The 12,054-nt window shown below is 72.9% G+C and carries 13 protein-coding genes; 10 read left to right on the forward strand and 3 right to left on the reverse strand.

Translation table 11 applies throughout. The features are described 5' to 3' along the window. Positions 1–62: 62 nt before the first annotated feature. Together ACIRRH_RS26100 and ACIRRH_RS26105 are read left to right on the forward strand one after the other, a co-directional pair. Positions 63–479 (forward strand): hypothetical protein, encoded by a 417-nt coding sequence (locus ACIRRH_RS26100; protein WP_403071957.1) that lies wholly within the window; start codon positions 63–65, stop codon positions 477–479. A 172-nt stretch (positions 480–651) separates the two neighbouring features. Continuing rightward, complete coding sequence (locus tag ACIRRH_RS26105) at positions 652–1,227, forward strand: TerD family protein (RefSeq protein ID WP_049650185.1); 576 nt, start codon at positions 652–654, stop codon at positions 1,225–1,227. Here the strand turns inward: ACIRRH_RS26105 and ACIRRH_RS26110 are convergent. Beyond that, positions 1,209–2,531 carry an FAD-dependent monooxygenase gene (locus ACIRRH_RS26110; protein ID WP_403071960.1) on the reverse strand — a complete coding sequence of 441 codons (1,323 nt, stop codon included), beginning with the start codon at positions 2,529–2,531 and terminating at the stop codon, positions 1,209–1,211. The two genes, ACIRRH_RS26105 and ACIRRH_RS26110, sit on opposite strands and share 19 nt — an antisense overlap. Positions 2,532–2,728: 197 nt before the next feature. On the opposite strand from ACIRRH_RS26110, the gene ACIRRH_RS26115 reads away from it, so the two are divergent. From ACIRRH_RS26115 to ACIRRH_RS26140, 6 genes are all read left to right on the forward strand, one after another. Next, positions 2,729–4,771: an FAD-dependent oxidoreductase gene (locus ACIRRH_RS26115; protein ID WP_403071963.1), complete on the forward strand. Its 2,043-nt coding sequence runs from the start codon at positions 2,729–2,731 to the stop codon at positions 4,769–4,771. Positions 4,772–5,020: 249 nt separating this feature from the next. Beyond that, the gene (locus ACIRRH_RS26120) at positions 5,021–5,422 is read left to right on the forward strand and encodes a hypothetical protein (protein WP_403071966.1); all 402 of its coding nucleotides are present in this window, start codon (positions 5,021–5,023) and stop codon (positions 5,420–5,422) included. A 42-nt stretch (positions 5,423–5,464) separates the two neighbouring features. Next, positions 5,465–6,016, forward strand: a complete 552-nt coding sequence (locus ACIRRH_RS26125; protein ID WP_403071969.1) for a PadR family transcriptional regulator — start codon at positions 5,465–5,467, stop codon at positions 6,014–6,016. A gap of 91 nt (positions 6,017–6,107) precedes the next feature. Further along, complete coding sequence (locus ACIRRH_RS26130; RefSeq protein ID WP_403071972.1) at positions 6,108–6,884, forward strand: hypothetical protein; 777 nt, start codon at positions 6,108–6,110, stop codon at positions 6,882–6,884. Between the two features lie 655 nt (positions 6,885–7,539). Further along, positions 7,540–7,959 (forward strand): hypothetical protein, encoded by a 420-nt coding sequence (locus ACIRRH_RS26135; protein ID WP_403071975.1) that lies wholly within the window; start codon positions 7,540–7,542, stop codon positions 7,957–7,959. Positions 7,960–8,003: 44 nt separating this feature from the next. After that, entirely contained in the window at positions 8,004–8,426 is a 423-nt protein-coding gene (locus ACIRRH_RS26140; protein ID WP_403071978.1) for a hypothetical protein, read from the forward strand. 103 nt (positions 8,427–8,529) lie between these two features. On the opposite strand, the gene ACIRRH_RS26145 is transcribed toward ACIRRH_RS26140, so the two are convergent. After that, positions 8,530–9,822, reverse strand: a complete 1,293-nt coding sequence (locus tag ACIRRH_RS26145; RefSeq protein WP_403071981.1) for an alpha/beta hydrolase family protein — start codon at positions 9,820–9,822, stop codon at positions 8,530–8,532. A 266-nt stretch (positions 9,823–10,088) separates the two neighbouring features. Here ACIRRH_RS26145 and ACIRRH_RS26150 point away from each other — a divergent pair, with 266 nt between their 5' ends. Next, positions 10,089–10,268, forward strand: a complete 180-nt coding sequence (locus ACIRRH_RS26150) for a hypothetical protein (RefSeq protein ID WP_403071984.1) — start codon at positions 10,089–10,091, stop codon at positions 10,266–10,268. Between the two features lie 48 nt (positions 10,269–10,316). Here the strand turns inward: ACIRRH_RS26150 and ACIRRH_RS26155 are convergent, their stop codons facing one another. Beyond that, positions 10,317–11,270, reverse strand: a complete 954-nt coding sequence (locus ACIRRH_RS26155) for a phosphatidylinositol-specific phospholipase C (RefSeq protein ID WP_403071987.1) — start codon at positions 11,268–11,270, stop codon at positions 10,317–10,319. A gap of 180 nt (positions 11,271–11,450) precedes the next feature. Here ACIRRH_RS26155 and ACIRRH_RS26160 point away from each other — a divergent pair, with 180 nt between their 5' ends. Beyond that, the gene (locus ACIRRH_RS26160) at positions 11,451–11,717 is read left to right on the forward strand and encodes a hypothetical protein (protein ID WP_403071990.1); all 267 of its coding nucleotides are present in this window, start codon (positions 11,451–11,453) and stop codon (positions 11,715–11,717) included. Positions 11,718–12,054: the final 337 nt, after the last annotated feature.

A 12,054-nucleotide genomic window follows, 5' to 3' on the forward strand; every position in this document is an offset into this window, starting at 1 on the left:
GGGCCTGTGACGAGGGGAAATCCACTGCCAGTTTAGGGCGGTCGGCGCTTAGGGTGCTCGCCATGCGAAGCACAGCGGGCGGCCTGCGGCCGTGCGGGCCGGACGACGAGGTGACGGAGGACGAGTACGTCCTCGGCCTGTACCGGGTGCCCGTGAAGGCGAGGACGGGCCGCAAGGCGGGCCCGGCGCCGCAGACCGGGCGGCTGGAGGCCTACGCCGACGGCGGCGCGCTGCGGGCCGTCCTGCGGCGCCTCGGCGAGCGGAGCCTGCCCACCCTCGCCCGGCACGAGCCGGACCTCGACTTCAGCAGCCGCATCAGGCAGCCGTCGATGGCCGCGCTGGTCCGGGAGATCGAGCGGGTGGACGTGGCCCGGCTCCCGGCGGGCGAACGCGAGGTGCTGGGCCTGCTGCTGGACTGGGGCCGCCGGGCGCTGGCGGAGAACGGCGCGCTGCGGATCGAGATCGACGCCGTCCAGTGAGCCTGCGCCGCCCGTCTGCGTCTCCCGCGTGCGGCCCCCGTGTGCGCCCCCCGCATTCGGTTCCCGAGTGCGACCCGGAGAAATTCCCGGGGCGGGCCCGACTCCCGGCGGATTCTCGTGATCTCTACAGTGTTGTAGATTCGTCCACAGGGAGAGATCAGAGGAGGGCATTGTGGGAGTTTCGCTGGCCAAGGGCGGCAACGTCTCGCTGAGCAAGGAGGCGCCCGGTCTGAGCGCCGTGATCGTCGGTCTCGGCTGGGACGTGCGCACCACCACCGGGGCCGACTACGACCTGGACGCCAGTGCGCTGCTGTGCAACGCGCTGGGCAAGGTGGTCTCGGACCAGCACTTCGTCTTCTTCAACAACCTGCGCAGCCCCGAGGGTTCGGTCGAGCACAGCGGCGACAACCTGACCGGCGGCGGAGACGGGGACGACGAGCAGATCAAGGTCGACCTGGACCGCGTCCCGGCCGACGTGGCCAAGGTGGTCTTCCCGGTGTCGATCTACGACGCCGACGCCCGGCTGCAGAACTTCGGCCAGGTGCGCAACGCGTTCATCCGGATCGTCAACCAGGCCAACGGCCTGGAGATCGCGCGCTACGACCTGACCGAGGACGCCTCGACCGAGACCGCGATGGTCTTCGGTGAGCTGTACCGCAACGGCAACGAGTGGAAGTTCCGCGCCATCGGCCAGGGCTACGCCTCCGGCCTGCGCGGCATCGCGACGGACTACGGCGTCAACGTCTGATCGTCGTCGGGATCCGGTCGCCCGGCGCGAGTCGACGGGGTTTCGGCGGTCTCGCCAGGCGCTCGGCCGGTGCGGCCGCGCGCCTGGCCGCCGAAACCCCCGCCGCCGGTGAGCTGTTGCCGCCACCAGGCGGTCATGCCCGGCTCGTCCATCCCTGACCAGTCCGGCGCGTCGGTGACCTGGGCCCGGCCGAGGGTGCGGCCCAGCTCCACCAACTCCCGCCCGGCCGCCGTCCGTTCACGGTCGTAGGCGGCCAGCAGCGCAGGCCAGGAGCCGGCCTCGCGCCCCGCCAGTTCGAAGGCGTGCGCGTCCTGCATCGCCTTCACCACGCCGCTGGTGTTGTGCGGGCGCACCACGGTGGCCGCGTCCCCGCCGATCAGCAGCCGGCCGGCCGTGCGGCGCGGGGCCGCCAGGTCGTAGATCGGCTGCAGGAAGGTCCGTTCGCGCGGGGTCAGCGTGACCAGGGCGGCCCAGTACGGCGGCAGGTGCCGCTCCGCCAGCTGCCGCAGCTCGTCCAGCTGCGGGCCGGTGAGGCTGCCCGCCGGGATGCTGGTCGGGCCGTCCAGCCGCAGCCAGGCGGGGGTGGGGGCGTAGAAGACCCAGTTCACCTGGGTGCGGCCGGGATCGACCCCGGGGATGCGGTAGATCACCACCTGGCCGCCGGGGTAGCAGGCGGTGATGCACTGCTCCTGCGGCCAGGGCGCCGCACCGCCGGGCAGCTCGGCCAGCAGGGCGGCGTCGTAGCTGCCGCGCCAGCACACGTACCCGGCGTACTCGGGCTCGGCCTGCGGGCAGACGGCGGCGCGGACCACCGAGCGGTAGCCGTCGGCGCCGATCACCAGGTCGTACGCCTCGCGGCCGCCGCCGGCCTGCTCGGCCCAGGCGCCGCCCTGCCCGTTGCCGACGGCCGTCACGGTGGTGCCCAGCCGGAACTCGACCTGCTCGGGCGCCCGTTCGCGCAGCGCCTGCCATAGCACGCCCCAGTGGTGCGAGTGGAACGGGAAGGGCTGGGCCCAGAGCAGTCGCCCGCAGCCGTCCGGTCCGTCTCCCTCGCCGGCCGCGCTCCGGGTGACCCAGCGGCGGACGGTGAGGCGGTGGCGGCGGGTGTCCGCGTCGAGGTGTCCGGCCCGGACCAGTTCGTCGAAGCGGTCGTCGTGGGTGCACAGCCCCACGCCGCGGTCCTCCAGCCGGCCGGGGCTGCGTTCCAGCACGACCACCCGTTCCGCGCCGAGCCGGGCGGCGGCGCCGGCGAACGCGCTCCCGGCGATGCTGCCCCCGACCACGGCCACCGAGCCACCCCGCACGGTTGCTCCTCTCCCGAGCACGCGCTGTCCGGGACACGACGATACGCCGACGGCCGGGCCCGGGCGCAGGGTTCTCGCCCATCCGGAGACGCCCCGGCCGGAGGCCCCCGCTCCTTATGCAACTAGTTGCATATTCGGTCGCACGTCCCCTACTCTGCGGTAACAACCGCCCCCGGACCGCGCCCCAGGAGACGTCGATGAGCGCCCACCCCGGCAGCAGCCGCTACCCGCACCTGCTCAGCCCGCTCGACCTCGGCTTCACCACCCTGCCCAACCGCGTGATCATGGGCTCGATGCACGTCGGCCTGGAGGAGGCCCCCGGCGGCTACGAGCGGATGGCCGCCTTCTACGCCGAGCGGGCCCGCGGCGGCGTCGGCCTGATCGTCACCGGCGGCATCGCCCCCAACGAGGCCGGGCGTCCCTGGGAGGGCGGCGCGATGCTGACCACCGAGGAGGAGGCCGACAGGCACCGGGTGGTCACCGACGCGGTGCACGCCGCCGGCGGGCGGATCGCCCTCCAGATCCTGCACTTCGGCCGCTACGCCTACCACCGCGACCTGGTCGCCCCCAGCCCGATCCAGGCCCCGATCAGCCCCTTCGTGCCCAACGAGCTCACCGCCGAGCAGGTCGAGCAGACCATCGAGGACTTCGCCCGCTGCGCCGAACTCGCCCGCCGCGCCGGGTACGACGGCGTCGAGATCATGGGCTCCGAGGGCTACCTGATCAACGAGTTCATCGTCGCCGCGACCAACCACCGCGAGGACGAGTGGGGTGGTGCGTACGAGCGGCGGATGCGCTTCCCGGTGGAGATCGTCCGCCGGGTCCGCGAGCGGGTCGGCGAGGACTTCGTCATCGTCTACCGCCTCTCCATGCTCGACCTGGTGCCGGGCGGCTCCACCCTGGACGAGGTCGTGCAGCTCGCTCAGGCCGTCGAGGCCGCCGGGGCGACCATCATCAACAGCGGCATCGGCTGGCACGAGGCCCGCATCCCCACCATCGCCACCTCGGTGCCGCGCGGCGCCTTCGCCTGGGTGACGAAGAAGGTGATGGGCGAGGTCGGCATCCCGCTGGTCGCCACCAACCGCATCAACACTCCCGAGATCGCCGAGCAGTTGCTCGCCGAGGGCAGCGCCGACCTGGTCTCGATGGCCCGGCCGCTGCTCGCCGACGCCGACTTCGTCGCCAAGGCCCGGGACGGCCGCGCCGAGGCCATCAACACCTGCATCGGCTGCAACCAGGCCTGCCTCGACCACACCTTCAGCCTCCGGATCACCTCCTGCCTGGTCAACCCGCGCGCCTGCCACGAGACCGAACTCGTCCTCGGTGCGACCCAGTTGCGCAAGCGGATCGGCGTCGTCGGGGCGGGCCCGGCCGGCCTCGCCTTCGCCGTCTCCGCCGCCGAACGCGGTCACGACGTCACCCTGTACGACGCCGCCGAGGCGATCGGCGGGCAGCTGAACATCGCCCGGCGCATCCCCGGCAAGGAGGAGTTCGACGAGACGCTGCGCTACTTCCGCACCCGGCTGGCCGAGTTGGCCGTCACGCTGCGGCTCGGCGCGACCGTCACCGCCGATCAGCTGGCCGAGCAGGGCCACGACGAGATCGTCCTCGCCACCGGCGTCACCCCGCGAACCCCCGCCGACATCCCGGGAATCGACCACCCCAGCGTGCTCGGCTACCTCGACGTGCTGCGCGACGGCGCGCCGGTCGGCGAACGGGTCGCCATCCTCGGCGCGGGCGGCATCGGCTTCGACGTGGCCGAGTTCCTCACCGACCCGGGCGACGCCGCGAGCCTCAACCCGCCCGTGTTCCAGGCCAAGTGGGGCATCGACCCGGAGTACCGCGAGCGCGGCGGCCTGCGCGCCCCGGAGCGGCCGAAGCCCCCGCGCAGCGTGCACCTGCTCCAGCGCAAGACCGGCAAGGTCGGTGCCGGCCTCGGCAAGACCACCGGCTGGATCCACCGTACCGAGCTCAAGCACCGCGGCGTGGTGATGGTCCCCGGCGTCACGTACGACCTGATCGACGACGCCGGCCTGCACATCACCGTGGACGGCGAGCGCCAACTGCTGCCCGTGGACACCGTCGTGCTCTGCACCGGCCAGGAGCCGCGCCGCGACCTGCACGAGGCGCTGCGCGAGCGCGGCCTGCCGGTGCACCTGATCGGCGGCGCCGACGTGGCCGCCGAACTGGACGCCAAGCGCGCCATCAAGCAGGGCACCGAGCTGGCCGCGGCCATCTGAGCCCCCGCGCACCCCGACCGGCGGCCCTCACCACGCGGTGCGGGCCGCCGGCCGGAAACCACTCGCGCTCCGCCCGCCCGCTGTTGCTAGTATCCGCAGGTCACGGAGCGGATCACGGAGCGGATCGCGGGGGAACGGGCGGATGGACGAGCAGGTCGAGTTGGCGTACACGCTGACGGTGGACGACTTCCGGGAGGCCCTCGCCGCCCGCGCCCGGGCGAGCCGCGCGGGCCGGCGCAACCGGGTGCCATGTACGTGATCGCCGTGGGCTGCCTGCTCACCGCCGCGGTCCAGATCTCCACCGAAGAGGCTGTCGACACGTCGCTGATCGCCATGCTGGTCGCCGTCCTGTTCCTGGTCCTGGGGATGCCCCGGCTCCAGGCGAGCCAGTTCCACCGGCTGGCCGCCGGCAAGGGCGAGTACAGCGCCACCGTGGACGTGGCCGGCGTGACCGTGGCCAACCGCCAGTCCAGCAGCACCCTGACGTGGCAGGCGGCGCCGTACTACGTGGAGACCCCGGGGCTGTTCGTCCTGCTGAGCGGTGACAGGAACAACTCCTGCCTGACCGTCCTGCCCAAGCGTGGCACCGCCGACCCCGACCGGCTGCGCGCCGTGCTCGCCCGGCACGCCGCCGCGCCCGCCCGGGGCTGAGCCCGGCCCGTCGCCCGCGGCGGTCCCCGTACGATCGACGGCATGTCGCTGCCGCACGCCATCCTCACCGCCCTGCTGGAGAAGCCGTCCTCGGGGCTGGAACTGACCAGGCGGTTCGACAGGTCGATCGGCTTCTTCTGGCCCGCCACCCACCAGCAGATCTACCGCGAACTGGGCCGGCTGGAGGCCTCCGGACAGATCCGGGCCCTCCAGTCGGAGGGGCCGGTGCGTGGGCAGAAGAAGGAGTACGAGGTCCTGCCGGAGGGCCGCGCCGAACTGGCCCGCTGGACCGCCGAGGGCGCCGCGCCGCGCGCCGTCCGGGAACCGCTGCTGCTGCGGCTGCGGGCGGCCGCGGTGGTCGGCACGGACGGGCTGGCGGCCGAGCTGGAGCGCCATCTGGCCCTGCACCGGGAGCAGTTGGCCGACTATCGGGAGATCGAGCGGCGCGACTTCCCGGCCGATCGGGCGGACGGCGAGAACCGGCTCCAGCACGCGGTGCTGAGGGCCGGCATCGGGCTGGAGGCCTTCTGGGTGCAGTGGCTCGCCGAGACCCTCGAAACCCTGCCCTCCACCGGCCCTGCGAACCGTTCCTGACCTGCGGAGATCCACGCCGGCGCGCCCCGCCCCGCCCCCGGTGGGACACTGGTGGCCTGTCCCTGCCCGAACTCTCGACCGGGGGCCCCGCATGTCTCTTCCCAGGCCCATCCACGCCCTCACCGCCGCGGCCGCCGCTGTGGCGGTCGCCCTGGGCCCGACGGCCCTGCCGGCGTCGGCCGTACCAGCCCAGGACCTGCCCTCCGCCGGCCGGCTGACGTCGGCCGCACCAGCCCAGGACCTGCCCTCCGCCGACCAGCTGACGTCGGCCCTGCTGACCGCGGCCGACCTCGGCTCCGGCCACACCGCGATCCCGGTGACGCAGAGCCCGAGCGCCGGCGAGGTCCCGACCCCGGTGACCGGCTGCGACGCACTCAGCGCCCTGATCAACATGCACGCCACCCAGACCGGCACGGACGTCCCGCGCGCCGCGGTCGCACTCGACAGCCCGGACGGCAGCCCGGTGGTCACCCAGGTCCTCGCGGCCGAGGTGCCCGACCGGCTCGCCGCCGACTTCGACGCCGCCGCCGACGCTCTGCGGACCTGCCACAGCATCACCTTCAACGCCGGCCCCGAGGACACCGTGACCTTCACCGTCACCCCGGTCACCCTCGGCGACCGTCAGGACGCCCCCGCGGTCCAGGTCAACGGCACCCTGGCCGGCGTCCAGCTCAACGGCTACGTCGGCATCGAGCGCTTCGGCAATGTGGCCATGGCCTTCGGCTTCTTCGAACGCCAGGGCGCCTCCGAGCAGACCGCCTCCCAGCAGTACCGCACCGCCGTTGCCAAGGTCGAACGCACCCTCGGCGCGAAGGCCGGCAGCACCACCGCCCCGACCGCCGCCGCCGGCCCGGGCGTGAGCGCCTGACCGGCCTCCTCCCGACAGCAATCCGGCCCCTCGCCGAACGCCTCGTGCGTTCGGCGAGGGGCCGGATCCGCAGCACCGGATCGCCGACGCCCGCAGGGCCGGCGATCCGGTCGGCCGTGCGGACCCGCGGCGGCGATCCAGGGCCTCGCCGGCCGGGTTCATGTGGACATATTCCACGACAACTACGGGCCGGCTGTCCTGAACCGGGTTGGCAGCTCTGGGAGTTCGAGCGCTCGCCTGATAGGTTCTCCGGGCCGATCCCGCACAACCGCCTCATTGTCCCCAGCGGCCTCTTGGGAGTTCTCGTGGATTTGCTCAGAGCCCTGCCCTTTCTGATCCCCCTGTTCCTCGGGATAGCCGTGGTCACGGACTTTCGAGGGTTCTCGAAGATGCTCACGCAGTCCTCCAGGAGGTCCTCGACGGACGGGCCGGCTCGCGGTCTCCGGATCACGGGATGGGTGTTCATCGTCGTCTCGTCCTTGGTGATCCTGAGTGGGATCGTGACGTCCTTCGCCGAGTGACCTGCGGCTCACAGCTACCGAGCGGACGAGCCCTTCGTCCGGCAGTAGCCGTTCCGGGAGCGCCCCATCCGGTCGTCGGGTGGGGCGCTCCCGGTGTTCGCCGGTGTGCGGGAGATCCTTTGAGGGAGGGGTGCGTGAAGGACCTGCGAATCGTGCTGTGGAGTACGGCCGCCAGGCTGGTGGTCACGGGCGGGCTGGGGTGGGCCGGGTGGGCCGCGTGGCAGAAGCTCCAGCCGTCCTGGCCCGAGGTGCCGGATCCGGTCGGGCGGTGGAGCGGGGGGACGGCCGTCGTGGAGTTCATGCCGGAGGGGCGGGTCGGGTCCGCGCAGGTGCCGGCGTACGTGTGCAGCAGCTCTGCGGCGGACAAGGCACGGCCGACGGAGATCGAGGGGCGGTGGCAGAAGTCCTTCTTCGACGACGTCGGTCCCGCGGTCCACGTGGAGGCGAAGCGGAAGGACGACGGGGGCACGTGCATGTTCTGGCTGACGGCCGAGGAGAACGGGAAGGACCTGTGGCTCCTGAAGAGCCCGGGCTTCCTGATGACGAAGTCCTGAGTGGCAGTGGTGAGTGCGGGGGAGTCCGGAAACGGAGGCGGGCGGTGAACGGCGTTCGCGGGCGGGCCGTGGTGCTGGCGGGGCTGTTGTCGTTGGTGGTGGGGTGCGCCGGCGGGAGCGGGGGGAACGCGCCCGTGGTCGGGTACTGGCGGTCGGGGGCCGGTGAGATCGAGTTCCTGAAGGGCGGCACGCTCGGGCAGGTGAGTCTGCTGCCGGCGGTGTGCTTCAAGCCGGTGTCCGACCAGCAGGAGCACCTCAAGGGCACCTGGCACTACGAGCGGATCGAGGGTGCGGGGCGGGGCGCGAGTGCCGTGCTGACCTCCGATTCGGGGGCGGTGACGTGCGAGCGGTACTTCCGGTACGTCAAGGACGAGGCCGGCGAGCGGTTGCAGCTGGACTCGGGGAACGTCACCAAGGAGCCCTTCCTCCGGCAGAAGGGGCATGCCATCGGCACGGTGGTGGAATGATCCGGGGCTGTGCCGGTGGTGTTGTGCCGGGTCGGTGGTCGGTGGTCGGGGGTAGGGGCGGGCGGCCGCAACCCCGTGGCGGCCGCCCGCCGCCGTACCGGGCCTACGGGTGGTACACGACCTCGGGGAAGGCCTTCGACGGCCCGTCGAGCAGGTTGCCGCAGTGCCGGTTGCGCAGGTGGAGGTCGAAGAAGGCGCGCGGGTAGGCCTGCTGGATGAGCACGCCGCGGTCGGGGTCGAGGGTGCCGACCTGGGACTGGATCTGCTGCTCGGTCATGCCGAGCAGCCTGCCGGCCTGGGGGATCAGCGTCATGTTGTCGCCGTACGAGCCGTGGATGGCGCCGGTGGCCTGGACGTCGAGGCGCCAGCCGCGCAGGTGGCCCCAGAAGGTCTCGACGTACGGGCTGGCGGCCCGGGTGTAGTTGGCGGTCATCAGCATGAACGGCCGGTCGATGTCGGTGGTGATGGCGGGGTTCGACTCCATCCGGCCGTCGAAGGTGAGGCCGGCGCGGATGCGCGGGTCGGCGACCATGGCGAGGGCGACGGCGGTGCCGCCCTTGGACCAGCCGAAGGCGCCGATGTTCCGCGCGTCCAGGGCACCGAGCAGGCCGGCCGGCAAGGTGCGGCCGTCGACGTCGGGGTTGCGTCCGTTGGCGAGGTCGACGACGCGGTCGAGCAGGAAGAGCAGGTCGGCGGCGTAATCCCTCGGGTACAGCCCCGGGGCGACGCCGTCCCGGGTGACGACGGTCCCGTCCGGGAACTCGGTGATGCCGTCGTGGGTGTGGTCGACGGTGACGACGGCGAAGCCGTGGCTCGCCAACTCCTGGACCCCGATGGTGTGTTCGGCGCGGTGGCCGCCCGCACCGTGCGAGTAGAGGACGACGGGCAGCGGTCGGCCGGTCCGGTGGACGGGCGCGCCCTGGTGGCCGGCGGTGAGCGGGGCGAGCGTGAGGGGCAGCGGGAAGCCGACGTCGTCGAGGAGGGCCTTCAGGGCGCCCTCGGTCATCCAGGGGGCGAGCGGGTGCGCGTCGGCGTCCGCGGCCCGGGCCGGGTACCAGACGGTGGCCATCAGCTCGCGGAACTTTCCGGGCCTGGCGTTCGGGTCGAGCCGGGACTCGTCGCGCAGGTGCAGCGGCACCATGCCCACCGGGAAGGGGCCGGTGGGCGCGGGCAGGGTGAGCCGCGCGGGGGAGCCGGTGCCGGAGGAGGCGGTGCCGGAGGAGGCGGGGGCGGGCGCGGCCGAGGCGGTGCGGGCGAGGCCCAGCGGCGCGACGGCGCCCAGGGCGAGTGCGGTGCCCAGCATGCGGCGGCGGGTCGGTCCGGTACGGCGTGCGGTCGGCGTGGCGTCCGTCGAGGGGCTGTTCATCGGCGTGCTGTCCATCGGCGTGGTGTCCATGCCTGGAACGCTGCCACGCGGGCCGGGCGGGCAGCATCAGCCCGTCGATTGATCATCCGTCACCTCGTATTGGCCCACGGGTTTACATCCCCGGGCCGATGCGGAAGAGGGGCGGGCGGGGTCCACGTCCGAGGCCCCGCTGGTTAGGCTGGGGAGGGTCCGGGAGGAGGCGCGCATGAGCGGGGACGACGGGCAGGGGTCCAGCGCGGACGATGCGCTGCGGAAGGCGGGTCCGGCGGGCCGGGGGCAGACGGTTGCTGGGCGGCGTGGTGATCACGCTGTTGTTCCTGGTCCTGGCGGTGGCGGTGGTCGCCGTGGTCGTGTTCGTCACCTGGGGGGCTTTCCGGATCGCCACCTGGCTCGGCGTGGCCGTGCTGGTCGTCGAGGCGGCGGCGGGCCTCTACTGCCGGGGGAGCGTGCTCGCCACGGGCCGTTCCGGGCGGTGACGTCCGGGCGGTGGCCCCTCGGTGTGCGGGGGGCCACCGTCCGCCCTCCTAGGCGAAGTTCTTGTCGACCAGCATCTGCAGCACGTTGACGTGGAAGTCCGGGAAGTCCATCGGCACGATGCCGAACCGGGCGCGCTGCTGGGTGCGGGCGTTCAGGTAGGGGTAGACCGTGCGGTCCATCAGGGACTGCGAGCTGGTCTTGGGCCAGTAACCACCCGCGTACGAGAGGAAGTTGACGAACATCTTCGGGTAGGACGGGTTGAGGAAGGCCTTGTCGAACTGGGCGACGATGCGCTGGCCCTTCGTCCCGAGGGGGTCGAGGCCGCCGGTCTGCCAGAGGTCCTGGGTGTCGAAGTAGCCGTTCTCGCCGCTGGACCAGCCGATCAGGCCCCAGGGGTTGGCGAAGTCGGCGATCAGGACGACCTTCCCGCGGGCGGTGGCGAGGGTCGGCCAGCCGTAGAAGTGGAACAGGTCGCGGTAGCCCAGCGCGTCGAGGTAGTGGTTGACCCGCCGCATGAACTCGGTGTCGTCGAGCGACTGGCCGCCGGCGCGTTCGTTGCGCAGGCGCATCAGGACGGTCTCGCCGGGGTGTGAGCGGAGGAAGGACCGGCACTGGTCGAGCACGTCCTGGAGGCGGATGTGCTGGTAGTTGTCGGAGTGGTAGATCCCGAGTTCGTCGGGCGCGCCCTGGAGGCCGTTGCAGCGGATGTCGAGGAAGCGGACGCCCTCGTTCAGCTGCTGGGGGATTCCCCAGTTCTGGGTGTGCGACCACTCGGTGCCGTAGGCGGGGTTCTCGCAGCAGGAGTCGTGGGTGCCGGGGATGGTGAGGTCGAGCAGGGAGAGGTTGCCGCTCAGACGGCTCATCCAGCTGTCCGTCGGCAGGCCGCGCGGGGTGGTGGCGTCGGAGGCGGCCGAGGCGCTGCCCGGCAGGGCGGGGCCTGCGACGGCGGCGGCGCCGAATCCCGCGCCCCACTTGAGAAGTTCACGACGTGCGATGCCCATGGTGCGGCTCCTCGGGGTCCGGTCGGGTCGGTGCGGTCGGTCGTTCGAGGCGTGCGCTGTCATCTTGGAGCACGCGGGCACTGCTTTGACAGGTTCACGGCGCGACAATCCGGGGCCGGATGGCCCCGGCGGGGTGAAGATCGAAATGCGCGGACGGCCGCCGCCCGCCACGGTGGGACCGTGGCTGCGATCGTCGTCCTCTTCGAACTGGCCCCGGACCAGGCCCTCGGCCCCGAGGGCGTCGGCCCGGGTGTGGTCGCGGTGCACGCCGCCGGCCAGGACCCGGACGTCCCGGAGGACCCACAGGCGCGCACCTTCTGCGGGCTGGACACCGCTCCGATGGAGCACGCCCACTACCGCCCCACCCGGCCGGGCGAGCCGTGGTACCCGCCCGAGCTGGAGCAGCAGCGGTGCAGGCTCTGCGAGGTGGCGCTGCACCGGCTCTGACGCTCCGAGCGGAGGGCCCGCCGGACGGCCCACGGCCTTCCCTGATTCCGCACGAGCGCAAGGCCGAACGCCTCCTCGCCTTCGCCGGCATCGCCGGAGCTCTGATCCGCTGTCGAAGGCACCAGGAATCCGGATGACACGCCGGCAACGGCTTCACGACAATGACAGCCTCCGACGTGTCACGGCTCGCCTCGGTGATTCAGCGCTGAGACGGGGGCTGCGACAGCCGGCGGAGTGGGGGGGGGGGGGGGGCGCCCGACCCCACCCCCCCGGGGGGGGGGGGGGGGGGGCGGGGCCCGGGGGGGGGGGGGGGGGGGCGGCCGGCGCCCCGAGGGGC

This window comes from Kitasatospora sp. NPDC101235 (assembly GCF_044767505.1).
Lineage (GTDB): Bacteria > Actinomycetota > Actinomycetes > Streptomycetales > Streptomycetaceae > Kitasatospora.